The sequence below is a fragment of the Curtobacterium sp. MCBD17_008 genome (genome assembly GCF_003234475.1).
Lineage (GTDB): Bacteria > Actinomycetota > Actinomycetes > Actinomycetales > Microbacteriaceae > Curtobacterium.
Genome location: NZ_QKTK01000003.1, coordinates 161,773 through 183,450, shown reverse-complemented (window position 1 = coordinate 183,450; position 21,678 = coordinate 161,773). Strand labels below are relative to the sequence as shown.

General features: G+C 74.0%; 23 protein-coding genes. 7 read left to right on the top strand and 16 right to left on the bottom strand.

Going from position 1 to position 21,678, the window contains the following annotated elements:
• Positions 1-36: 36 nt before the first annotated feature.
• Entirely contained in the window at positions 37-561 is a 525-nt protein-coding gene (locus DEI95_RS04330) for a hypothetical protein (RefSeq protein ID WP_111059479.1), read from the top strand.
• Position 562: 1 nt separating this feature from the next.
• Here the strand turns inward: DEI95_RS04330 and DEI95_RS04325 are convergent, their stop codons facing one another.
• Together DEI95_RS04325 and DEI95_RS04320 are read right to left on the bottom strand one after the other, a co-directional pair.
• Positions 563-1,342, bottom strand: a complete 780-nt coding sequence (locus tag DEI95_RS04325; protein ID WP_111059478.1) for a DNA-formamidopyrimidine glycosylase family protein — start codon at positions 1,340-1,342, stop codon at positions 563-565.
• An 8-nt stretch (positions 1,343-1,350) separates the two neighbouring features.
• A complete protein-coding gene (locus tag DEI95_RS04320; protein WP_111059595.1) occupies positions 1,351-6,087 on the bottom strand; it encodes an ATP-dependent helicase in 4,737 nt (1,578 codons plus the stop codon).
• Positions 6,088-6,229: 142 nt separating this feature from the next.
• Here DEI95_RS04320 and DEI95_RS04315 point away from each other — a divergent pair, with 142 nt between their 5' ends.
• Entirely contained in the window at positions 6,230-6,904 is a 675-nt protein-coding gene (locus DEI95_RS04315) for a PadR family transcriptional regulator (protein ID WP_258367453.1), read from the top strand.
• 14 nt (positions 6,905-6,918) lie between these two features.
• Here DEI95_RS04315 and DEI95_RS04310 read toward each other — a convergent pair whose 3' ends face one another.
• Positions 6,919-7,536 carry an alpha/beta hydrolase gene (locus tag DEI95_RS04310; protein WP_110889303.1) on the bottom strand — a complete coding sequence of 206 codons (618 nt, stop codon included), beginning with the start codon at positions 7,534-7,536 and terminating at the stop codon, positions 6,919-6,921.
• A gap of 74 nt (positions 7,537-7,610) precedes the next feature.
• On the opposite strand from DEI95_RS04310, the gene DEI95_RS04305 reads away from it, so the two are divergent.
• Positions 7,611-8,165, top strand: coding sequence for an NUDIX hydrolase family protein (locus tag DEI95_RS04305; RefSeq protein ID WP_111059477.1), 555 nt, complete (start codon positions 7,611-7,613; stop codon positions 8,163-8,165).
• 79 nt (positions 8,166-8,244) lie between these two features.
• Here DEI95_RS04305 and DEI95_RS04300 read toward each other — a convergent pair whose 3' ends face one another.
• Together DEI95_RS04300 and DEI95_RS04295 are read right to left on the bottom strand one after the other, a co-directional pair.
• On the bottom strand, positions 8,245-8,445 hold the full coding sequence (locus tag DEI95_RS04300) for a CsbD family protein (protein ID WP_110824283.1): 201 nt from the start codon (positions 8,443-8,445) through the stop codon (positions 8,245-8,247).
• A gap of 134 nt (positions 8,446-8,579) precedes the next feature.
• Entirely contained in the window at positions 8,580-10,226 is a 1,647-nt protein-coding gene (locus tag DEI95_RS04295; RefSeq protein WP_111059476.1) for a DEAD/DEAH box helicase, read from the bottom strand.
• 361 nt (positions 10,227-10,587) lie between these two features.
• On the opposite strand from DEI95_RS04295, the gene DEI95_RS04290 reads away from it, so the two are divergent.
• On the top strand, positions 10,588-11,460 hold the full coding sequence (locus tag DEI95_RS04290) for an endo alpha-1,4 polygalactosaminidase (RefSeq protein WP_258367452.1): 873 nt from the start codon (positions 10,588-10,590) through the stop codon (positions 11,458-11,460).
• Positions 11,461-11,557: 97 nt separating this feature from the next.
• Here the strand turns inward: DEI95_RS04290 and DEI95_RS04285 are convergent, their stop codons facing one another.
• The 4 genes from DEI95_RS04285 to DEI95_RS04270 all read right to left on the bottom strand — a co-directional run bounded on the left by DEI95_RS04285 (position 11,558) and on the right by DEI95_RS04270 (position 13,852).
• Positions 11,558-11,917 carry a GntR family transcriptional regulator gene (locus tag DEI95_RS04285; RefSeq protein WP_111059592.1) on the bottom strand — a complete coding sequence of 120 codons (360 nt, stop codon included), beginning with the start codon at positions 11,915-11,917 and terminating at the stop codon, positions 11,558-11,560.
• A gap of 10 nt (positions 11,918-11,927) precedes the next feature.
• A complete protein-coding gene (locus DEI95_RS04280) occupies positions 11,928-12,560 on the bottom strand; it encodes a DUF1684 domain-containing protein (RefSeq protein WP_110824281.1) in 633 nt (210 codons plus the stop codon).
• Positions 12,561-12,630: 70 nt separating this feature from the next.
• On the bottom strand, positions 12,631-13,104 hold the full coding sequence (locus DEI95_RS04275) for a hypothetical protein (protein WP_111059475.1): 474 nt from the start codon (positions 13,102-13,104) through the stop codon (positions 12,631-12,633).
• Between the two features lie 115 nt (positions 13,105-13,219).
• Complete coding sequence (locus tag DEI95_RS04270; RefSeq protein ID WP_111059474.1) at positions 13,220-13,852, bottom strand: GNAT family N-acetyltransferase; 633 nt, start codon at positions 13,850-13,852, stop codon at positions 13,220-13,222.
• A gap of 95 nt (positions 13,853-13,947) precedes the next feature.
• On the opposite strand from DEI95_RS04270, the gene DEI95_RS04265 reads away from it, so the two are divergent.
• Both DEI95_RS04265 and DEI95_RS04260 read left to right on the top strand, forming a co-directional pair.
• Positions 13,948-14,592 carry a hypothetical protein gene (locus DEI95_RS04265; RefSeq protein ID WP_110824278.1) on the top strand — a complete coding sequence of 215 codons (645 nt, stop codon included), beginning with the start codon at positions 13,948-13,950 and terminating at the stop codon, positions 14,590-14,592.
• A 49-nt stretch (positions 14,593-14,641) separates the two neighbouring features.
• Positions 14,642-14,941 (top strand): DUF427 domain-containing protein, encoded by a 300-nt coding sequence (locus DEI95_RS04260; RefSeq protein ID WP_110889296.1) that lies wholly within the window; start codon positions 14,642-14,644, stop codon positions 14,939-14,941.
• Between the two features lie 12 nt (positions 14,942-14,953).
• Here DEI95_RS04260 and DEI95_RS04255 read toward each other — a convergent pair whose 3' ends face one another.
• The 7 genes from DEI95_RS04255 to DEI95_RS04225 all read right to left on the bottom strand — a co-directional run bounded on the left by DEI95_RS04255 (position 14,954) and on the right by DEI95_RS04225 (position 20,522).
• Positions 14,954-16,204, bottom strand: coding sequence for an Nramp family divalent metal transporter (locus tag DEI95_RS04255; RefSeq protein ID WP_111059473.1), 1,251 nt, complete (start codon positions 16,202-16,204; stop codon positions 14,954-14,956).
• 135 nt (positions 16,205-16,339) lie between these two features.
• Positions 16,340-17,035, bottom strand: coding sequence for a CGNR zinc finger domain-containing protein (locus DEI95_RS04250; protein ID WP_111059472.1), 696 nt, complete (start codon positions 17,033-17,035; stop codon positions 16,340-16,342).
• 9 nt (positions 17,036-17,044) lie between these two features.
• Entirely contained in the window at positions 17,045-17,563 is a 519-nt protein-coding gene (locus DEI95_RS04245; protein ID WP_258367450.1) for a SprT-like domain-containing protein, read from the bottom strand.
• Entirely contained in the window at positions 17,560-18,393 is an 834-nt protein-coding gene (locus DEI95_RS04240; protein ID WP_111059471.1) for a hypothetical protein, read from the bottom strand. The genes DEI95_RS04245 and DEI95_RS04240 overlap by 4 nt, the downstream gene beginning before the upstream one ends.
• 112 nt (positions 18,394-18,505) lie before the next feature.
• Positions 18,506-19,216 carry a DUF4064 domain-containing protein gene (locus tag DEI95_RS04235; RefSeq protein WP_111059470.1) on the bottom strand — a complete coding sequence of 237 codons (711 nt, stop codon included), beginning with the start codon at positions 19,214-19,216 and terminating at the stop codon, positions 18,506-18,508.
• A gap of 96 nt (positions 19,217-19,312) precedes the next feature.
• Positions 19,313-20,155: a spermidine synthase gene (locus DEI95_RS04230; protein WP_111059469.1), complete on the bottom strand. Its 843-nt coding sequence runs from the start codon at positions 20,153-20,155 to the stop codon at positions 19,313-19,315.
• A complete protein-coding gene (locus DEI95_RS04225) occupies positions 20,148-20,522 on the bottom strand; it encodes a hypothetical protein (RefSeq protein WP_110824271.1) in 375 nt (124 codons plus the stop codon). Before DEI95_RS04225 ends, DEI95_RS04230 begins: the two co-directional genes overlap by 8 nt.
• 366 nt (positions 20,523-20,888) lie before the next feature.
• Between DEI95_RS04225 and DEI95_RS04215 the strand changes: the two genes are divergently transcribed.
• A complete protein-coding gene (locus DEI95_RS04215) occupies positions 20,889-21,458 on the top strand; it encodes a hypothetical protein (RefSeq protein ID WP_111059467.1) in 570 nt (189 codons plus the stop codon).
• Positions 21,459-21,678: the final 220 nt, after the last annotated feature.

Genomic DNA, 21,678 nt, shown 5'->3' with positions numbered 1-21,678 from the left:
GCTCCGGCACACCTCCGGCGGCCTACCGTCCAGAGCATGACCACCTTGCGCGCGAAGACCACCGCCACCCTCGTCGGCCTCGCCACCGTCGGCCTGCTGCTCGGCGGCTGCTCGAACGCCGGTGCCCAGAACGGCAACCCCGTCGGGAAGGTGCCGGGCTCGGAGGAGTCCGCGACCCGCTCCGACCCGGGTCAGCGCAACAGTGCGCCGTGCGCGGTCGCCTCGAGCGCCGCCGTCGACGCGATCGACGAGGCGGTCGGCCCGCACGACGGCACCGACGTCGTCAGCGTCACGGAGAGCGACGAGGGCTGGTACCTCGGCGTCTCGGTCGCCCCGAACACGAGCGACGACCCCAACGACGACGAGGTCGGCATCTGGGGTACGGAAGAGGACCCCACCGCCGAGGACTTCGACGGCCTGGTCTTCCCGGTGAACAAGGTCGCCGAGGACGTCGTCGCCGACGAGCAGGGCTCCGCGACCGCAGCACCGTCCGCGTTCTCCGAGACGTCGAAGGCCGCGAAGCAGGTCCAGAGCTGCATCGTCGAGGCCGTCGACCACTGAGTCAGGTCTGGCAGCGCGGGCACCAGTAGGTGTCCCGCAGCGTGAGCTCCGACTCGCCGAGGTCGCCCGACCGGACGCGCGTGCCACAGCGCAGGCAGGGCTTGCCGGCCCGGTTGTAGACCCAGAACCGCTGCCCCGGGCGGTCGACGCCCGTGGTCACGCGGTTGCTCCGGTCGCGGTTGGCGACGATGAGCCGGGAGGCCATGGTCACCATCCGCGCGGGGTCGCGCACCTCGCCGACGGGGCGCGTGGGCAGCACGCCCCGCAGGAAGCAGAGCTCGTTGCGGTAGACGTTCCCGAGGCCCGCCATCACCCGCTGGTCGAGGAGGGCGAGGCCGACCGGACGCTCCGGGTCCGCGGTGAGGTTCGCGAGGGCGAGGCCGGCGTCCCAGTCCGGGCCGAGCAGGTCCGGACCGAGGTGTCCGACGACGGTGGACTCCTGGTCGCGCGGGACGACCTCGAGGACCCCGAGCGTGAACCCGACGGTCGACACGTCCGCGGCGTCGAGCACCACGCGCGCCTGGAACGCGGGACGCCGCCAGCGCTCGCCGGGCCGGTAGAGGTCCCACCGGCCCTCCATCTTCAGGTGCGAGTGCACGGTGAGGTCGCCGATCCGGTGCAGCAGGTGCTTGCCCCGTGGCACGACCTCGTCCACCGTCCGCCCGACCAGGTCGAGCGTGGCGAACGCGGGCACACGGAAGTCGCTGCGGGTCAGGACCTTCCCGGCGAGTGCGGCGTGCAGCCGGGCCGCCGCGCGGAAGACGGTGTCGCCCTCAGGCACGATCCACCTCAGGCACGGAGTCGCAGTCCCTGCGGGGTGGCGGTGAAGCCCGCCCTGCGGAGCGCCGTGCCGAGCGCCGACTCGAGGACGAACTCCCCGTCGACCCGCTCCACCGACAGCTTGCCGAGCCCGGACCGCACGGTGGCCGCGATCGACGTCGCCGCCGCCGCGAGGTCGGCCGGGTCCTCGGTGAAGGTCAGCACGCTCTTGCCGCCGCGTTCGACGTAGACGGCGAGCTGGCCGTCGACGAGCACGACGAGCGCGCCCGCCTTGCGGCCGGGTCGGTGCCCCCGTCCGGTCTTGGTCGCCGGGGTGGTGGTCGCCGCGGACGTGCCCACGGCCTCCGTGCCGGTCGAGCCGTCGGCGTCCTCGTCAGCGACGTCGTGCGGCCACGGCAACGCCGCCCCGTAGGGGTTGGCCGGGTCGGTGGCGGCGAGGGTGAGCGCCTCCCGGACACGGTCCGGGTCGGCCCGCTCCTCGTCGTCCAGGTCCTTCGCGTACGTGCGGAGCCGGTCGACGGTCGGCCCGGTGGCGAACTGCGCCGCCCCGAGCCCCTCGACGAAGTACCCGCGTCGGGCGCGGCCGGACTCCTCGAACTTCGCGAGCACCCGGTAGACCCCGGCGAAGCCGCCCCGGACGCCCTCGACCTGCACGGCCCCGCGGGTGACGACGCCGTAGCGCTCGAGCAGGAGCTCGGCGGTCGCCGCGGCCCGGACGGTCGCGTCGGGTTCGGCGAGCGGCAGGAGCGACCAGCGGCCGCCGACGTTCGGCGGTCCGGACTGGGTCGGCAGCGTCGGCCGACGACGCCCGCGGTACGCCCGGGCCCGGGGCGCGGCGGACGTGCGCGCCGCGCCGCCGAGCATCGCCCGGAGCGGTGCGAAGGTGTCGTTCGTGATCTGTCCGGCCCAGACGAGGTCCCACAGCGCGGTCGTCAGCGCCTTGTCGTCGGTGCTCCCGACGGCCTGGCCGAGCTGGCGGAAGAAGTAGGCGCCACCGCCGGCGAGGGCGCCGAGCACGTCCCGCTGCAGCTCGGTCGTCTCGTCCCCGGCGGCCTCGGCCAGGGTCGTCGCCGCGGTGTCGGCGAGGTGCAGGCGCACCCAGCCGTCGTTGCCGGGCAGGGTCCCGCCGCCGGACCAGAGGACCTCGCCCGTGGCGGTCAGCTCGTCGAGCATGCTCGGGGCGTAGTCGGACACCCGGGCCGGCAGCACGAGGGACTCCCATGAACTGGCGGGCAGGGCGACACCGGAGAGTTGGTCGACGACCTGCAGCACGCCGTCGATCCCGCGCAGCCCACCGCGGGTGCCGGGGACGCGGACGTGCTGCCACGCCGGCATGAACCGGGCGAGCGTGTCCGGGGACACCGGCTCGACCTCGTGCCGGAGCGCCGCGAGCGACTTCGTGCGGATGCGTCGGAGCACCTCGGAGTCGCACCACTCGGCGCCCTGTCGGTCCGGTCGGAACTCGCCCTCGACCAGCCGTCGGTCGGCGACCAGGCGACGCAGCGTGTCCTGCACGACCGCGACACCGAGACCGAGCCGACCGGCTGCCTCCTGCAGACTGAAGGGTCCGTGGCTGCGGGCGTACCGACCGACGAGGTCCCCGAGCGGGTCCGCGACCGGTTCGACGAACGCGGTCGGGACACCGATCGGCAGCGGGACGCCCAGCGCATCGCGGAGCCGGGACGCGTCCTCGATGACGGCCCAGCGGGTGGCCCCGGCGTGCGAGAAGGCCAGGACCCGGCGGTCGCGCTCGAGCCCCTCGAGTGCCGTGCGCAGGGTGGTGCCCGCCTCGGTCCGGTCGGGGGCGTCCGCGAGCCAGCTGCGGTCGAGCAGTTCCTCGAGGTCGAGCGCGCCGACGAGCCGCAGGACGTCCACCATGCCCTCGACGTCCCGCGCCCGGCGGTCCGGGGAGAGCCGCTGCAGGTCGCGCTCGACGCCCTCGATGACCGCGGGGTCGAGGAGCTCGCGCAGCTCGGCCCGACCGAGCAACTCGCTGAGCAGCGTCGAGTCGAGCGACAGGGCGGCGGCCCGACGTTCGGCGAGCGGGGAGTCGCCCTCGTACATGAAGGCGGCGACGTAGCCGAACAGGAGCGTCCGGGCGAACGGCGACGGCTGCTCGGTCTCGCTCTCGACGAGTCGGATGCGCCGCCGGGCGATCTCGTCCGCGATCCCGAGCAGGGACGGGACGTCGTACACGTCCTGCAGGACCTCGCGGACGGTCTCGAGCAGGATCGGGAACGTCGGGTACTTCTGGGCGACCTCGAGCAGCTGGGACGCCCGCTGGCGCTGCTGCCAGAGCGGCGAGCGGCGGCCGGGGTCGCGGCGGGGGAGCAGGAGCGCCCGGGCGGCGCACTCGCGGAACCGGGCGGCGAACAGCGCGGACCCGCCGACCTCGTCGGTGACGATCGCCTCGAGGTCGTCGCGGTCGAAGACGAACAGGTCCGCTCCGGGAGGCTCGGCGTCGGTCTCCGGGATCCGCACCACGATGCCGTCGTCGGCGGCCATCGCCCCGCCGTCGATCCCGTGCCGCTCCCGCAGGCGGGCCGCGACGGCGAGGGCCCACGGCGCGTGCACGGTCATGCCGTACGGGGAGTGCAGGATGAGGCGCCAGTCGCCGAGTTCGTCGCGGAAGCGCTCGACGACGAGCGTCGTGTCGCTCGGCACGTGGCCGGTGGCGGCGCGCTGGTCGCGGAGGAAGGTGATGAGGTTCGTGACCGCGCGGTCGTCGAGTCCGACGCCCGCCACCCGCGCGCGGGCGTCCTCGTCCGAGGCGGACTCGACCTCGCGCACGAAGGCACCGGTCGCGCGGCCGAGCTCCGCCGGTCGGCCCAGGCCGTCGCCCTTCCAGAACGGCACGCGGCCGGGCTGCCCGAACGCCGGACTCACCAGGACGCGGTCGTGGGTGATCTCCTCGATCCGCCAGCTCGTGGCCCCGAGCGCGAAGACGTCGCCCACGCGGGACTCGTAGACCATCTCTTCGTCGAGCTCCCCGACGCGGGAGGCCCGCTCCCCGACCATGAAGACGCCGAACATCCCGCGGTCGGGGATGGTCCCGCCGCTCGTGACGGCGAGTCGCTGGGCCCCGGGACGACCGGTCAGGGTGCCGTGCACGCGGTCCCAGACCAGGCGCGGGCGCAGCTCGGCGAACTCGTCGCTCGGGTACCGCCCGGTGACCAGGTCGAGCGTCGCGTCGAAGGCCGAGCGGGGCAAGCCGCTGAACGGGGCGCTGCGCCGGACCAGGTCGAACCAGTGCTCGACGTCGACGGTGTCGACCGCCCCCGCGGCGACGGTGTGCTGCGCGAGGACGTCGAGCGGGTTCGCGGGGACCGAGATCGATTCGATCTGCCCGCTGACCATCCGTTCGACGGTGACGGCGCTGTTGACGAGGTCGGCCCGGTGCTTCGGGAAGAGCACACCGCGGGAGATCTCGCCGACCTGGTGCCCGGCGCGGCCGACGCGCTGCAGGCCGCTCGCGACCGACGGCGGTGCCTCGACCTGGATGACGAGGTCGACCTCGCCCATGTCGATGCCGAGTTCGAGCGAGCTGGTGGCGACCACGCAGCGCAGCCGCCCGGACTTCAGGTCGTCCTCGATGATCGCGCGCTGGTCCTTGGACACCGAGCCGTGGTGGGCACGGGCGAGCACCGGCACGCTCGGGTCCGAGCCGCCGCCTTCGGTCTGTCCGGATCCGCCGACGAGCTGGGCCGGCGGGCGCTTCGGCTGGGCCACCGGCGCGTGCGCGGACGCCCGCCCCGGGGACTGCGCGACCGCCACGGCGCCGACGCCGGCGGCCACGGGCTCGGCCACCTCGGTCGTCGCGAGCGCCCGTTCCTCGTGGATCTCGTTGAGCCGGGCGGTCAGGCGTTCGGCGAGTCGTCGGGAGTTGGCGAAGACGATCGTCGACCGGTGCTGCTCGATGAGGTCGACCACGGACTCCTCGACGTGCGGCCAGATCGATCCGTTCGTCGGGCTGGAGGTCGCGTCCGCCCCGACCGGTGGGGCGCCGAGCTCGGTCATGTCGTCGACGGGGACGACCACGCGCAGGTCGAAGGTCTTCTGCGCGGGCGGCGCGATGATCTGCACCGGCGCACGACCCCCGAGGAAGCGGGCGACCTCCTCCGCCGGACGCACGGTCGCGGACAGGCCGATGCGCTGTACGGGCTTCTCGAGCAGGTCGTCGAGGCGCTCGAGCGAGACGGCGAGGTGGGCGCCGCGCTTCGACGACGCGACCGCGTGCACCTCGTCGACGATGACGGTGTCGACGTTGACGAGCGTCTCGCGGGCCTTCGACGTGAGCATGAGGTACAGCGACTCGGGCGTCGTGATGAGGATGTCCGGCGGCAGCCGCAGGAGCTTCTGCCGGTCGGACGAGGGGGTGTCCCCGCTCCGGACCCCGACCGTGACGTCCGGGGGTTCCAGGCCCATCCGCTTGGCGGTCTGGGTGATGCCGACCAGCGGGCTCCGGAGGTTGCGCTCGACGTCGACTCCGAGGGCCTTCAGCGGGGACACGTAGAGCACCCGGGTCCGCTGCTTCGCCGGCGGGGTGTCGGTCGAGGCGATGAGCCGGTCGATCGACCAGAGGAACGAGGCCAGCGTCTTGCCGGAGCCGGTCGGGGCGATGACGAGCGCGTGCTGTCCGGTCGAGATGGCGTCCCACGCCCCGGCTTGCGCTGCCGTCGGTTCGCGGAAGGCACCCCGGAACCACTCGGCGGTGGCGGGGGAGAAGCGCTCGAAGACGTCCGTCATGGTCCGGTCCATCCTGCTCCTCACCACCGACAGCGTCCTGATGCGGGCACTGCTTGACAGAACGAACAGTACCGATCTATCGTTACAGCATCACGACCGGTCCGAACCTGGTCGTGGACCATCCTCCACGAAAGGAGTCGTCATGCACTCCATGGACGACCACACCAGCACCACGTCCCCCCGCGGCCCCTTCGGTCGCGGGCCCCACGGAACCCGCTTCGGCGGCGCCCGCCAGCACCACGGCTTCGGGTTCCCGGGCCGTGACCACGACCACGCCGGCCGTGGCGGTCGCGGCTCCGGCCCGGGCTTCGGCGGACCCGGCTTCGGCGGACCCGGGTTCGGCCCGGGCTTCGGCGGCGGCTTCGGCCCCGGTCGCGAGCGCCGCCGTCGCGGCGACGTCCGGCTCGCCGTCCTCGGCCTCCTCGGCGAGGGCCCGCAGAACGGGTACGCCGTCATCAAGACCATCGCCGAGCGCACCGGCGGCGCCTGGAAGCCGAGCCCCGGTTCGGTCTACCCGACGCTCCAGCAGCTCGTCGACGAAGAGCTCGTCGTCTCGACGGGCGACGGCCGCAAGACGCTCTTCGAACTCACCGACGCCGGACGCGCCGAGGTCGAGGCGAAGGCCGACGAGATCGCCGCCGCGTGGGAGTCCACGCCCGGCGTCCCCGACTCGCAGCGGGCGTTCGTCGAGTCCCTCCGCAGGGCGATGGGCGTGCTGCACATGTACCGGACCACCGCCACGGAGGCGCAGCTCACCGCCGCCACCGCGAAGGTCGACCAGCTGCGCCGGGACCTCCTCCAGATCCTCGCGGACTGACCGTCCGTCCCGGCTCAGTCGCCGATGAACGCCGCGACGTCCGCCAGCTCCGCCGCGGAGACCGCGTGCGGCAGACCCGGGTAGCTCCGGTCGGTCACCCGGGTGTGTGCGGCCGCCCACACGCTGGTCCTGGCGGTGGCCTCGGCGGGGATGACCGTGTCGGCGTCCCCGTGTCCGAGGAACACCCGTGGTCGGACGGCGGCCAGCCGGTCGTCACGACCGTCGTCGACACCGGGGACCACGAAGCCGGACAGCGAGACGGCGAACGCGAACGCCTCCGGTCGCGTGCGCAGGAGCTGCAGGGCCATCGACCCGCCCTGCGAGAAGCCGAGCAGACCGATCCGCGGGTGGTCGGCCGCGACGGCGTCGATCCAGTCGAGCACGGCGGTCGCGGACGCGTCGGCGGCGGCGGGGTCCGGTGACCCGGGCGTCCCGAGCGGGTACCAGCTGAAGCCGGGCCCCCACGGGTCCGGTGCCCGGAGCGCTGCCACCGTCCATGCCGCGGGCAGGGCCGGTGCAAGACCGAGCAGGTCGTGCTCGTGGGACCCGACCCCGTGCAGGGCGACGAGGAGCGGGGTCCCGACGCGGTCCGCTGCCGATCGGGTCCACTGCACGACGTCCGCATCCACCATGGGGACAACGGTATCCGTCCACCGCCGTGCTCCTCCGGCACCGGATTCGCCGCCTGGCCTGGTAGGAACGGTGCATGGCCTCGCTCCGCACCCCCGACCCCGACCCCGACTCCGGCTCCGGCTGGCTGTCGGACGAGGAACTCGCGACCGTCCGCCGTCGCATGCCCATCACCTACGTGGAGGCCGTCCCGGTGCGCACCGACGGCCTCGGAGTCGTCACGGAGGTCGGCGTGCTGCTGCGCGTGTCCCCGAGCGGATCGATCGCCCGGACGCTCGTCTCCGGTCGCGTGATGTACGGCGAGTCGATCCGCACCGCGCTGTTCCGTCACCTCGAGAAGGACCTCGGGCCGATGGCGTTCCCGCAGCTGCCGGCCAGCCCGAACCCCTTCACGGTCGCGGAGTACTTCCCGCTGCCCGGCGCCTCGGTGTTCACGGACGAGCGGCAGCACGCGATCTCGCTCGCCTACGTCGTGCCGGTCACCGGGACCTGCGAACCCCGGCAGGACGCCCTCGAACTGACCTGGATGAGTCCGATGGAGGCCGCGTCCGACGCCGTCGCAGACGAGATGGAGGGCGGTCGCGGTGCGCTGCTCCGTGCCGGTCTCGCCTCGGTGGGCGCCCTGCACTGACGGCGTCCCCCGCACACGACGAAGCCCCCGGATTCGATCGGATCCGGGGGCTTCGCAGCGCGGTACGGGACCGGCTTCGTTACTTGTCGTTCTTGAAGGAGTCGGCGACGCCGTGTGCAGCGTCCTTCACGTCGGTGACGCCCTGCTTGGCCGAGGCCTTGCCCTGGTCGGTCTGACCCTCGGCCTTCAGGCGGTCGTTGTCGGTGGCGTTGCCGAAGCCTTCCTTGGCCTTGCCGGCCGCCTTCTCAGCGGCGTTCTTGATGTCTTCGATCCCAGCCATACGTGCTCCTTCCGACGACGGACGATTCCCCGGTGGACGCTCGCGCATCCGCCGGTGACCAGTACCGTACGCGGCGACACCGGGCCGCTCGGAGGAGACGTTGAGGTTGGCGGACCGGGTCCGTCCGGACCGGGTCAGCGACCGCTGCCGGCCGGACGGGAGGCGCGGCGGGACCCACCACGACGGGCTGCGGGCGCAGCGTCGTCACGCGGGGACCGACCGGCGGCGTAGCCGCCGTCCGACGACCACACCGACGCGGAACCGCCGCGGGTGGTGTCGGAAGCGGCGCGGCGCGGTGCGCCACGGCGCTGGCCGGAGGCGGCACCGCCGGTCGACGCGCCACGGCGGTCGTCGCGACCGGCCGCGTCGGACCGACCACCACGACGGGAACCCGAACCAGCCGTGTCGGTGCCGGCAGCGGAGCGCCCGGCGGAGGACGAGCCTCCCGACCGGCCGCCGGTGCCACCGGCGGGGGCGCCACGACCACGCGAGCGGCCACGACCCTGGCCGGCGGCGTCACCGGAGGACTGGCGACGCGGCTGCTGCTGCTGGACCACGGGGGTGGTGTCCTCGCGGTACGGGGCGACCTCGCCGACGAGCTCGGTCACGGCCGGGGAGGTCGCGGTCACCTGCTGCGGGGTGACCTTGATCGCTGCGGCGCGCATCATCTGCGCGACGTCACGACGCTCGGCGGGCATCGCCACCGTGACGACGTCACCCGAAGAACCGGCACGGGCGGTGCGGCCGGAACGGTGCAGGTACGCCTTGTGCTCGGTCGGCGGGTCGACGTGCACGACGAGCTCGACGGCGTCGACGTGCACACCGCGGGCGGCGACGTCGGTGGCCACGAGGACGAGTGCGTCGCCGGAGGAGAACCGGGCGAGGTTCCGCTCACGGGCACCCTGCGACAGGTTGCCCTGCAGGTCGACGGCCGGGATGCCCTGGCTCGACAGCTGCTTGGCCAGGCGCTTGGCGTGGTGCTTCGTGCGCATGAAGAGGATGCGGCGGCCGGTGCCGGAGGCGAGGGCCTTGACGAGGTCCTTCTTCGCGTCGGCGTCGGCGACCTCGAACAGGTGGTGGGTCATCGCCTCGACCGGGCTGGTCTCGTCGTCGACGGAGTGCATCACCGGGTCGTGCAGGAACTTCTTGACGAGCTTGTCCACGCCGTTGTCGAGCGTGGCGGAGAACAGGAGGCGCTGGCCCTTGACCGGCGTCGCCTGCATGATCTTGGTCACACCGGGCAGGAAGCCCATGTCGGCCATGTGGTCGGCCTCGTCGAGGACGGTGACCTCGATGGCGTCCAGGTGCACGTGGCCCTGCTGCATCAGGTCGGCGAGGCGACCCGGGCAGGCCACGACGATGTCGACGCCGCGGTTGAGCGCCTCGACCTGACGGCCCTGGCCGACGCCACCGAAGATGGTCGTCGTGTTGAGGCCCATCGCCTTGGCGAGGGGGGCGAGCGTCGCGTCGATCTGGGTCGCGAGCTCACGGGTCGGGGCGAGCACGAGGGCGCGGGGTCGACCGGCGCGGCGCTGGCGGGGTGCGGCGGCGAGGCGGGCGGCGAGGGGGATCGCGAACGCGATCGTCTTGCCGGAGCCGGTGCGGCCACGGCCGAGCACGTCCTTGCCCGTGAGCGAGTCCGGGAGCGTGTCGACCTGGATCGGGAAGGCGTTCTCCTTGCCCTGGCCGACGAGGACGTCGACCATCGGGGCGGGGACACCGAGGTCGGCGAACCGGACGTCGGCGGTGTGGGGGTCCTGCGTGGTGTTCTGGGTGGTCATGGTGACCTCTCGGGCCGTTGCCGGCCGGGAAGGCGCGCGGTCGAGGCCGGCGCGGGCGGGAGCGCATCCGTGGGCGGTCCGTGTCCCGGAGGAGACGGCGCTGGTGGACGGGTGCTGTCGCCGCAGCAGAGAGCCTGGCACCGGTTCCGTCTTCCCGGACGGGTTCCGGGAGGAGGGGAGGTGCGCGATACATCGGTGTCGGTTCCGCGTGTGAGCCGCTGGGGCTCGGTGCGGGACACCGGGAGTTTCGGGGGCGTCCGTACGACGCACGAGGCGATCGGCGCCTCGAGTGGTCCCAGCATAGCGGGCCGGGGACCCGGAGCGGGAGGGGGCGTTCGCGATGAGCGTGCGAGGATGCCTCGTGCGCACCCGGATCCCCGTCGTCATGGCCGCCCTCGTGACCCTCGTCACCCTCGCCTCGGCGGGCTGTGCGGGCGCGGGCGGCGAGATCGCGCTGACGGATGGTGCCACCGCGCACGCCGACGGGTCCGCCGCTGCGGCTCCCCGGCCGCTCCCGACGACCGGCATCCCCGACTACCAGCTCGGCGGCGGGTACGCCCCGCCCACGGGCGTCACCGTCGTCGCACGGGACAGCACCGAGCGACCGGCCGCCGACACGTACGGCATCTGCTACGTCAACGGCTTCCAGACCCAGCCCGGTGACCGCGGGTCCTGGCTGTCCGACCACCCGGGAGCGGTCCTCCGGACGGCGGCCGGCACGCCCGTGCGCGATCCGGGGTGGCCGGACGAGATGCTGCTCGACACCCGGACGGCAGCGGCGCGCGCGACCATCACCGCGGTCCTCGGGCGGACGATCGCCCGGTGCGCGGACCGTGGGTTCGACGCCGTCGAGTTCGACAACCTCGACTCCTGGACCCGGTCCGGCGGCAGGCTCACCCGCTCCGGCAACCTCGCGCTCGCCGCCGCGCTCGTCCGGGCGGCGCACGACGAGGGGCTGGCCGCCGCGCAGAAGAACACCCCGCAGCTCGGCACGGTCGGGCAGCAGCGCACCGGGTTCGACTTCGCGGTGGCCGAGGAGTGCGTGCAGTACGACGAGTGCGCCGCCTACACGGACGTGTACGGCGACCGCGTCGTGGACGTCGAGTACGCGGACACGCTCGAGCAGGACTGGTCGGACGTGTGTGCGATGCCGGACCGCCCACGCATGACGATCCTCCGCGACCGGGACCTCGTGCCGGCCGGCGACGACGGGTACGTCTTCGAGCACTGCTGAGCGTCGCGCCGCGGGCACAGATCGCACTCGGCGACGGGACACGCGCCTCCCGGTACGAGCGGTGTCGCCCGGCGCGGAGTCGGCGCGCTCCGGACCGCTACGCCGGCCAGGCGTCCCGCAGCGCGGCGGCCGCCTGGTCCGCCGACAGGCCGGCCTCGCGCGCAGCGGCCACGAGCGCGGTCGCCGCGGCGGTGACGTTCTCCGGTACCTCGGCCGGTCGCACCACGCGTGTGCCGGCGCCCCGCGCGGTGTGCACGAGCCCGGCCTCCTCGAGCAGCTGGTAGGCCTTGGCGACCGTGCCGGCTGCGAGCCCGAGCTCGGCGGCGAGCCCGCGGACGCTCGGCAGCCGCTCGCCGTCCACGAGGTAGCCGGCGGTGATCTGTGCGGCGAGCTGCGACCGCACCTGTTCGAAGGGCGGCACGCGGCCGCCGGCGTCGATCGCGACGAATCCCGACATGCGGTCCACCCTAGGAGCCGTACCGCTCGCCGACCGGGATCGCCACGGGCACGGTGTTGCCGGGCGGCGCGAGCGGGCACGCCCACGCCGGGTCGTACGCGCACGACGGGTTGTACGCGAAGTTGAAGTCGAGCACGAGCTCCCCGTCGACGCCGCCGAGGTCCGCGCCCTTGATGGTGTCGAGCAGGTAGCGGCCGCCGCCGTAGGTCCCGCCGGGCTTCCCGGCACCGGCGTCCTTCACCGGGACGAACAGCCCACCCGCGTAGCCGCCGTGCGACCACACGTCGAGCGTGCCGACGCCGGGGACCTCCACGACGCCGAGGCGGTCGAAGTGCACGACGCCGTCGGTGCCGGTCTCGACGTCGAGCGCCTGCGGGGCCGCCTCCTCGATGCGGAGCCGGAAGCGCCAGGCGGGGTCGTAGTCGGGGACGGGGAGGGACGTGAACGCGGCTGCGTCCTCGGGGAGGAGCGGGCTCGCGGGGTGTCCGGCGAACATGGCGTCCCGGCCCTCGCGCCACAGTGCGTGTGCGGCCTCGGGGGTCGCGGCGGCCCGCGCCCGTCGGTACAGGTCGAAGGTCCGACGCCGCCAGTCGACGGTGGCGAGGGTGCTTCGGACGCGGTCGGCGGTCTCCGTCTGGGTCACGTCGCTGAGCGTACGCCCGGCCGGTGACGCCGCTCCGGGCCTGGAGGCGCGGCCGCGGGGTCCGCTCGGGTCACGCCCGCCAGGTGGGCGCGAGGGCCCGCATCCGGAACGCCCGCCACTGCCAGATGACCCACATGCCGGGCCAGAGCGCCACCCCGAGGAGCGCCGGCCGGGTCCGGTAGGTCAGCCGGTCGCGGAACAGCGTGCGCCCGCCCGGCAGCGCGGAGACGGCCATCCGGTGGCGCATGTCCATCCGGGCGAACAGCCCGCTCGTGCCGCCACCGCGGTCGACCTGTACGGGGACGCCCTCGGTCTCGTGCAGGTCGATGTCGACGTGGCTCGAGCCGCTCGGGAGGACACCGAACGTCGACGCGCTGATCGGGTGCGGGTCGTGCGGTGTCCAGTGCTCGGGGAACCCGTCGGGGTCGAGCGACCGGTAGACCAGGAACGGCTTCGTGACGGCGACCATGACGGACGGCCGGAGGAGGGCGCCCCGGACGGCGTCCACGGGTGCGTCCAGTTCGATGCGGAGTCCGACGTGCATGGGGCGGACGCTACCCGGGCGTGCTGGGGTGCCGTCGCGCGGGCGCGGGCGCGGGCACGGGCACGGGCGCGGGCACGGCACGGCGTCGGCGGCGGGAGGGCCACCGCCGGGACCGTCAGGCGTGCCGGGCGGAGCGGCGGCGCGACCCTTCCGCGCGGTCATGGCTGCGCAGACGTTCAGCGAGGGAGAGCCGGACGGTCGGCCACTCGGACTGGATGACCGAGAACACCACGGTGTCGCGGAGGCTGCCGTCGCGGCCGAGGGCGTGGTTCCGGAGCACCCCGTCCTGCTTCGCGCCGAGGCCCGCGATGGCGGCGCGGGACCGGGTGTTGTGCCAGTGCGTCCGGAACTCGACCGCGATGCACTGCCACACGTCGAAGGCGTGCGAGAGCATGAGCAGCTTCGCCTCGGTGTTGATGCCGGTGCGCTGGGCGGAGGCGCCGAGGAACGTCGCACCGATCTCGACCCGGCGGTTGTCCCGGTCGATGTCGAGGAACGTGGTGGCGCCGACGACCCGTCCGGTGGGGCGGTCCCGCACGGCGAACGGCACCATCCGACCGGCGGCCTGCTCGGCGAGTCGCCGGTCGATCTCCTCGTCGACCCCCGCCGGCGCGGGCACGCGGGTGTACCAGGCGCGCCAGAGGTCACCGTCCGCGACGGCCGCCCGCAGGTCGTCCGCGTGCTCGTGCGACAGGGGCTCGAGCGTGACGCGGTCGCCGGTGAGGGTGGGCGCGGGGTCGGTCTCCATGGCAGGGGATCGTACCGGGCACACCGGGCACGGCAGCTGCGCGGGACCGCTCGGAGCGTGCTCGGCCGAGGCCCCGCCGCGACTATCGTGTCGGCGTGCAGGAACGAGGACAGCAGCGGTACCAGGTGCGGTTCGGGTGGGGTGTCCCGGGAGCGGCGCGGGTCGCCGCCGACGCGCACCTGCTCGTGTGGGTGGACGTGCTCCCGGCGGCCGCCTTCCCCGACGACGTCCGCGCCGATGACGTCCGGCACGACGACGTCCGCCACCACGACGTCCACCGGGGTGTGCCGCTCGGGCAGCTGCCCGACGGGCCGGAGGTCGTGCTCGGTCACCTCGGCAACACCGCGGCGGTCGCCGGACGGGTGGCGCGCCTCCAGGCCGAGCGGGGCGACCGCTGCGTCGTCGCGGTGGTCGCGGCCGGCCACGTCGACGGACCCGTCGGCGGCGACGCGGCCGCCGAGGCGGGCGAGGCACCGGACGTCCGGACGGTCCCGGAGTTCGCCGTGGAGGACCTGCTCGGCGCCGGCGCGGTCGTCGACGCGCTCGTCGAGTCCGGCATCGACCACACGTCCCCGGAGGCCGCGGCGGCGTGCGCCGCCTGGACGGGCCTCCGCCGGGCGGCGAAGCACCTCGTCACGGCCTCCGAGGCGGCCGCCGTGCTCGGCGCCGAGCGGGTGCACGCGGCGCTCGCCGTGGGTCCCGACCTGGTCACGCTGCGACCGTCCACCGCACGGGCGTAGGGTCCCCGTCGGACGCCGTCGGACCGACGGCCGGAACGAGGAGGAAGTCATGCAGGCAGTGATCGGCGACACCGTCATCGCGGAGGCCCCGGAGGCGGACCTCATCCAGATCGAGGGCAACTGGTACTTCCCGCCGGCGAGCGTGAAGACCGAGCTGTTCAGCGAGAGCCCCACCCAGTACCACTGCCCGTGGAAGGGCGACACCCAGTACTGGACCGTGACGGTCGACGGGCAGGAGCACGTGGACAACGCCTGGTCCTACCCGGAGCCGATGCCGTCGTCGTTCGACCGCGTCGGCCAGGACTACAGCGGCTACGTGGCGTTCTGGAAGGACGTGCGGGTCTCCTAGCAGCCGCGCGGCTCAGCCCGTGACGGTGAGCACGATGAGCGCCACGTTGAGGGCGACGATCACCGTGGCGATGAGCCAGGCCACGACCCGGGTGCCGACGGCGTTGACGTCGGCACCCATCACGCTCCGCCGGGACGTGTAGGCGACGAGCGGGACGATCGCGAACGCGATGCCGAAGCTCAGCACGACCTGGCTGATGACGAGCAGCTGGGTGGCGTCGGCGTCGAGCGCGAGCAGGACGATCGCGGGGACGAGCGTGACGAGCCGCCGCACCACGAGCGGCACCCGGACGCGCAGCAGCCCGTGCATGATCTCCGCGCCGGCCATGCAGCCGACCGAGGTCGACGCCAGCCCGGACGCGAGCAGTCCGATCGCGAACAGCACCCCGACGACCGGACCGACGTTCTCGGCGATGGCCCGCTGGGCCCCGGGGATCGAGTCGGTGCCGTCGACGCCCTGCAGCGTGGCGGCGGCGAGGACGAGCATGCTGATGTTCACGCCGCCGGCCACGACCAGGGCCAGGCCGACGTCCCAGCGGGTGGCGACGAGGATCCGGTGCCGTTCGGGTCCGGCCGGGACGTCCCCGTGCCGGTCGCGGGCCAGGGCGGAGTGCAGGTACACGGCGTGCGGCATGACGGTCGCGCCGAGCATCGAGGCGGCGAGCAGCACGGACCCGGAGTCGGCGAACCGGGGTGCGATGCCGGCGACGAGCTCGCCGGGGGACACCTGCGCGAACAGCAGCCCGGCGCAGAACCCGATCGTGAGGACCGCGAGCATCGCCGTGACGACCGCCTCGAAGGTCCGGGCGCCCCGGCGGTTCTGCAGCAGGAGGATCGCCATCGAGACGACGCCGGTGATCAGCCCGCCCGCGACGAGGGGCACGCCGAAGAGCAGGTGCAGGGCGAGTGCGCCGCCGATGACCTCGGCCACGTCGGTCGCCGCCGCGACCACCTCGGCCTGCGCCCAGAACAGCAGGCGCGGCGTGCGGCGCATCTTCAGGCCGAGCAGTTCCGGCAGCGACTTCCCGGTGACGATGCCGAGCTTCGCCGACAGGTACTGCACCACGACCGCGCTCGCGTTGGCGGCCACGAGCACCCAGAGCAGCAGGTACCCGTACCGGGCGCCGGCGGTGAGGTTCGCGGCGACGTTGCCCGGGTCGACGTAGGCGATGGCGGCGACGAAGGCCGGTCCGAGCAGTCCGAGCCCGGCGGCACGTCGACCGGGCGGGCGCTTGCTCACGACCGGGGCGGCGGTGTCCGTCATGCGGTCAGCATGCCAGAGAGTTCGGTGCACCGAATCCAGGGTTTCGGTACCGCACCAGATCGGGCGGACCGCGGCCCGCTGCCGGACCCGCTGCCGGACCCGCTGCCGGACCCGCTGCTCGCAGCTCGGTGTCGGTCAGACGCCTGCGCGGCGGGCCCGGTGCGCACGCACCTTCGCCCGGTTCCCGCAGCGCTGCATGGAGCACCAGCGTCGGGTGCCGCCGCGCGAGGAGTCGTAGAACACCAGGCCGCAGTCCGGCGCAGAGCACCGGCTGAGCCGCGCGGACCGGCCCTCGGCCTCGAGGTCGTCGAAGCCGACCTCGGTGAGCAGGGCGACGGCGTCGCGGGCGACGCTCGAGAGCGCCTGCGCGAGCCGGACGCGGTTCGCCCCGGCGCGGCGTCGACCACCCGGGAGGCTCGGGGGCACGTCGGGCAGTGCGGCGAACAGGTTGACGGTGTCGATGTCGTCCGGCACCGGACGGGTCCGCCCGGTCCCGGCGCGGAGGCCCGCGGCGACGGCGGTGCGCTCGCCCGCGGAGCCGGCGGCGGCGGGTGCTGCGGCGACGGCGAGGCGGGCGATCGCGGCCCGGAGCGCACGGGCGTCCTGCAGTTCGCGCGCGGTGGCGCCGACGTCGATCGGTTCGGTGTGCAGGCCGAGCCACTCGTCCAGGTCGGCCGGGGTCGCGAGCAGTTCACCGAGGTGCCCGCGCGGACGGCGCCGGTCGGGGTCGTCGGTGAACCCGCCGGTGTGCGCGAAGTCGAGGGCGATGCGTCCCGCGTCGAAGAACCACGAGGACCCGGCATCGGTCCGGATGTCCTGCCCTGTTCGCATCCGCCCAGGCTAACGGGTGTGCGGCGCGCCTCCGACACGATCTGCCGGGGCTGGGCTAGTCGTCTCCGTCGTCCCGGGCATGCGTCGCCTCCATGTGATGACGTTCCGCTCGTCGAACCGGCGCGAGCACCGGGCGCAGGCCAGCGGGCGCGTGGGGGTCCGGTACCGGAAGTGCTCGTGTCCGGCCGGGCAGTGCCCCACCCACGGCGCCAGTTCGCTCGCGATCGGTCCGTCGTGCAGTCGCGACCCGGTGTACCCGAGGGCACGGGCCGTCCGCCGCCACGAGGGCCCGTGGCCGGCGCGTGGCCCGCTCAGGGCATGCGCGATCTCGTGCAGGAGGACCTGCTCGACGTCGTCGGGAGCGAACCGGACGGCGAGGTGCCGGCTCACGGTGATGCGGTGCCGGGCGAAGTCGCACTGGCCGGCTCGGGTCTTCGCGTTGTCGAACGCAAAGGTCCAGGAACCGTCGGGCAGGTGGGCGCCCATCAGCTCGGCAGCCCGGGACCGGACGTGGTCGAGTGCGGTCACTGCTCCCCGAGCGGACCCTGGCCCTCGTCGGACCGGTCCTTCCGGGCGGAGAGGCGGCCCCAGAGCGAGTCGCCCTCGGTCCGGGCGGCGTCGGGCGCACCGAGCACCCGGCGTCGGATCGGCGGGATCTGCTTCTCCGGCTCGGCCATGCGCGTCTGCGGTTCGCCCTCGGTGCGGACCGCGACCTCGCGGGCGGTCCGCGGTCGAGCGGCCTCCGGCTCGGCGGCGGGCTGCGCCATGGAGGCCCGGAGCGCGGCCTCGACGGCCGTGCGGAGCGCTTCGGTGCGCTCGGACGGTGCTCCGGCAGCGCGGAAGGCGTCGTACGCGCGGCTGAGGACGGCGCGCGCCTCCTCGAACCGGGAGAGCTCGTAGAGGGACCAGCCCTCGAGTTCGGCGGCGGCGCCCTCCAGCTCCGGCCACTCCTCGGTCGCGGCCGTGTCCCGCGCCATCGAGGCCTCGGTGGCGGCACGCTCGTAGCGCCCGAGGTCGTGCAGGACGTGGGCGCGGCGGATGCGTGCGCCGACCTTGTCCTGGCGTTCCCCGGTGAACATCGTCAGCCGGAACACCTCCTCGGCCACGGTGAGCGACTCGTCCAGGCGGCCGAGCAGACGGAGCAGTTCGGCGCGCTCGGCGAGGGCGTCGGTGCTCCGGCTCTGGCCGAGGTCGCGCAGGCGGTCCTGCACGACCTGGACGTCGACGGCCGGGCGGAGGCTGATCGGCGCGAAGGTGCTGCCCGGGCTGACCCCGGCGGTCACCGGGGCGGCATGACGGGGCTCCCGGGCCTGGTCGGTCCGGTCGTGGTCTCGGCGTTCGTCGGGCGGGAGGGACATCACGGTCGAGGGTATCCGCGCGATCCCCTGAGGTCCCCGTGCCACGCGCACGGAACGCGCACGGCCCGCCCCGGATGCACCGGGACGGGCCGTGTCGGTCGGCGTCGAGCGGTCAGCGAGCCCCGGCGACGGCGGCGGCGATCGAGGCGCCGTAGGCGACGAAGAACACGATGCCGGCGAGGACGGCGAGGACGATCGCCAGGACGCCCCACACCCGGCCGCGTCCCGTGGCGGTGGCGATGATGCCCTGCACGAGGGCCCAGAGCCCGATGACGAAGCCGATGCCCGCCACGACCAAGGCGCTGCCGACGGCGCCCATCACGGCGGGGTCCGACATGAGCTCCTGCGACATCTGCTGCTGGTCGACGGTGCCGGAGCCGCCGCTGCGCATGAGCTCCCGGAACGACTCGCTCGCCCCGATGCCGCTGCCGAACAACCAGCCGCCGACGGCACCGAGCACGAGGGCCACGACCCCCAGGCCGAACGCCACGACCCCCAGGGTGCGCTTCCGCTTCACCGAGCCGTCGTGCGCCTGCCAGGCGGGAGCGGCGCCGTGCTGCTGGTCCCACTGCTGCGGCTGCCCGTACTGCTGCTGCCCGTGCTGCTGGTGCCCGTACTGGTCGCCGTGCTGCTGCCTGTACTGCTGGTCGCCGTGCTGCTGCTGCTGGCCCCACTGCGGCGCGGACTGCTGGCCGTACTGCTGCGTCGGCTGGTCCTCGTACCGCGGTGCCGAACCGTGCTCGGGCGTGATGCGCTCGCCGTAGCGCGGCTGGTCCTGCTCGCCGTGGCCCTGCTGGGCTGGGGTGCGATCGTCGTTGGTCATCGGCGGCCTCCTCGTGGTGTGCGGTCGCGCGCTGGCGCGGCGTGCCCCCATCCTGGCAGCGTCCGCACCGCGAGGGACGCCGTCCGCAGCCGCTGCTCAGCCGCCGAAGACGGACCGGTTCGGCTCGGGCGACCCGACGGCCGTGGTGTCGGTGACGATGGGCGCCCCCGCGATGAAGGACCGCAGCTCGTCGCCGTGCACGACCTTGCTCGGCAGCGGGTCGGAGGAGTACCGCCGCGGCATCTCCGCGATCGGCAGGGCACCGCGGGACCCGAGCAGCACGATGTTGCCGAACCGCCGGCCCTTGAGCATCCCGGTGTCCGCGACCACCGTGACGGACGGCAGCACCGACTGCAGCGTCGCTGCCTGCCCACGGGCGAAGGCCAGGCCGGCACCGTCGGCGACGTTCACCGCGACCATGCCGGTCGGGGACAGGAAGGAGGCGACCGAGCGGTGGAACTCCACGCTCGTCACGTGCGCAGGGGTGCGTGCGCCGCTGAAGACGTCGACGACGGCCAGGTCCACGGTGCCGCGGAGACCGGCCGGCAGCTTCTCGAGCACCTCGCGGGCGTCGCCGTACCGCACGCGGATCGAGGCGCCGCGGGGGAACGGCAGGGCGTCCCGCACGTGGTCGACGAGGTCCCGCTCGAGCTCGATGACCTGCTGCCGCGAACCCGGTCGGGTGACCGCGACGTACCGCGGCAGGGTCAGCGCACCGGCGCCGAGGTGCAGCGCGGTGACCGGCCCCGGCGGCAGGAGGTCGATCGCGTGCCCGATCCGCCGGATGTACTCGAACGCCAGGTGTGTCGGGTCCTCGAGGTCGACGTGTGACTGCGGCGTGCCGTCGACCACCAGGGTGAACGAGCCCGGCCGGTGCTTGTCCGGCTCGACCACCGCGTACCCAGCACCGACCCGGAACCCGTCGAACGCATCAGCCATGGGTCGATGGAACACCATCGCGGCCCGCGACCTCGCGGAGGTGCTGCGCGGTCCGCTCCGTGAGGAACGCGCACAGCCGGCCGACCGCCAGGACCTCGGTGGCCAGGGTCATCACCTGCTCCGCGGAGACCTGCGCGTCGGTCTCGCGGGCCTCGAACGTCACGGTCCACTCCGGCGAGCCGCCGATCTCACGCTTCAGGTAGACCTCGGTCCCGGACGTGCCCAGCCGGGCCACGATGAGCGCGGTGTCGATGAGGGAACCGTCCCACGACACGTCGATCGCCCGTGGGTCGGCAGCGTCGCCGGCGTCGTGCGCACGGAACTCCGCGATCCAGCTGGAGAGCTCCTCGCTCGAGAGACTGGGCATGCGACCAGGATACGAACCGCACGCGCGCCGGCCGACCGGTCGTCCGATGGACGCTGGCCGCCGCTGATCCATGCCTCTGCATGGACAGTCAGGAGACGCCGAGGTGCAGGACGTACCGTCCCGGTGTCCTCGGGCGACGGAGGACGTGACCACCCCCACCCCCGGTCGTGTCCGTCGCCCCGGTCGGCCCGACGCCGTCGACGCCCGCCCCGGTCCACGCCGGAGCCCGTCCGCCGCCGTTCCCGACCGCTCCGGACGCAGCCCGACGACGAGCCCCGCCCTCGTCGCGGGCCTCCTCGCCGTGCCGCCGTCCGACCCGCACCGCCGCACCACGTCCGGGCGTCCCGCGCCCGAAGGAGCCCGACCATGTCCACCGACACCCTCTCGATCCCAGTCCGTACCGGACGTCCCGCGCGAGCGTCCGCTCGCACGACGGAGCCGGGACGGGCCTCCCGGCCGCTCGTCGAGGACCGCCAGAGCGCGCCGGTCTGGATGCGCGTCGTCGGCGGGGTCGTCCTGGCCGCCGGGCTCGCGCTGACGGCGGCGGTCCTCGCCTGGCCGGGGGACGCGCCCGAGTCGGCGCTCGTCGTCCCCGGGCTCGTCGCCGTCGTGGTCGGCGCACTCGCCCTCGCCGCCCGCGCCGGGTTCACCGTCACCGAGGACGCCGTCGTGCTGCACTTCTGGCCGCTCCCGCCCCGCCGGATCGCCAGACGGCGGATCACGAGGGTCCGGGTGACCGAGGCCGACGCCGCCACCTACGGCGGGGTCGGTCTCCGGATCGGGCGCCGCCGCCGGGCACTCGTGCTGACGCCGGGGCCCGGGGTGGAGATCACCGACGACGCGGGACGGACGACTTTTGTGCGGAGCGATCGACCGTGCGACGCGGTCCGTGCACTCGGCGAGGGGGCCGCCGGCGGTGACCGCGCGGAGGAATGAGACCGGCCCGGCGGGGCTTATACACGCCGGACTCGATCTCGGTCAAGCCAGGACTGGACAGCGCACTCGTCCCCGACCTATGATGATAGTTCGCGCTCCCTGGCATCCGTGTCGTCATATTGCGGTCGACCGAGTTCCTCGAAGACGCCTCTCAGCAGGTGCTTCGCAGAACACGCCTGGTGATGCCGGTCCCGTATATGGCGGCGGGGCCCGCTCACCG

What these genes read in the sequence shown, in the direction of transcription:
- DEI95_RS04250 (WP_111059472.1), bottom strand. Translation starts at nt 17,035, where the DNA reads ATGCGAACAGGGCAGGACATCCGGACCGATGCCGGGTCCTCGTGGTTC.
- DEI95_RS04235 (WP_111059470.1), bottom strand. Translation starts at nt 19,216, where the DNA reads ATGACCAACGACGATCGCACCCCAGCCCAGCAGGGCCACGGCGAGCAG.
- DEI95_RS04300 (WP_110824283.1), bottom strand. Translation starts at nt 8,445, where the DNA reads ATGGCTGGGATCGAAGACATCAAGAACGCCGCTGAGAAGGCGGCCGGC.
- DEI95_RS04330 (WP_111059479.1), top strand. Translation starts at nt 37, where the DNA reads ATGACCACCTTGCGCGCGAAGACCACCGCCACCCTCGTCGGCCTCGCC.
- DEI95_RS04215 (WP_111059467.1), top strand. Translation starts at nt 20,889, where the DNA reads ATGTCCACCGACACCCTCTCGATCCCAGTCCGTACCGGACGTCCCGCG.
- DEI95_RS04240 (WP_111059471.1), bottom strand. Translation starts at nt 18,393, where the DNA reads ATGTCCCTCCCGCCCGACGAACGCCGAGACCACGACCGGACCGACCAG.
- DEI95_RS04275 (WP_111059475.1), bottom strand. Translation starts at nt 13,104, where the DNA reads ATGCACGTCGGACTCCGCATCGAACTGGACGCACCCGTGGACGCCGTC.
- DEI95_RS04255 (WP_111059473.1), bottom strand. Translation starts at nt 16,204, where the DNA reads ATGACGGACACCGCCGCCCCGGTCGTGAGCAAGCGCCCGCCCGGTCGA.
- DEI95_RS04225 (WP_110824271.1), bottom strand. Translation starts at nt 20,522, where the DNA reads ATGCCCAGTCTCTCGAGCGAGGAGCTCTCCAGCTGGATCGCGGAGTTC.
- DEI95_RS04260 (WP_110889296.1), top strand. Translation starts at nt 14,642, where the DNA reads ATGCAGGCAGTGATCGGCGACACCGTCATCGCGGAGGCCCCGGAGGCG.
- DEI95_RS04320 (WP_111059595.1), bottom strand. Translation starts at nt 6,087, where the DNA reads ATGACGGACGTCTTCGAGCGCTTCTCCCCCGCCACCGCCGAGTGGTTC.
- DEI95_RS04305 (WP_111059477.1), top strand. Translation starts at nt 7,611, where the DNA reads ATGGCCTCGCTCCGCACCCCCGACCCCGACCCCGACTCCGGCTCCGGC.
- DEI95_RS04285 (WP_111059592.1), bottom strand. Translation starts at nt 11,917, where the DNA reads ATGTCGGGATTCGTCGCGATCGACGCCGGCGGCCGCGTGCCGCCCTTC.
- DEI95_RS04230 (WP_111059469.1), bottom strand. Translation starts at nt 20,155, where the DNA reads ATGGCTGATGCGTTCGACGGGTTCCGGGTCGGTGCTGGGTACGCGGTG.
- DEI95_RS04310 (WP_110889303.1), bottom strand. Translation starts at nt 7,536, where the DNA reads ATGGTGGATGCGGACGTCGTGCAGTGGACCCGATCGGCAGCGGACCGC.
- DEI95_RS04295 (WP_111059476.1), bottom strand. Translation starts at nt 10,226, where the DNA reads ATGACCACCCAGAACACCACGCAGGACCCCCACACCGCCGACGTCCGG.
- DEI95_RS04315 (WP_258367453.1), top strand. Translation starts at nt 6,230, where the DNA reads ATGCACTCCATGGACGACCACACCAGCACCACGTCCCCCCGCGGCCCC.
- DEI95_RS04270 (WP_111059474.1), bottom strand. Translation starts at nt 13,852, where the DNA reads ATGGAGACCGACCCCGCGCCCACCCTCACCGGCGACCGCGTCACGCTC.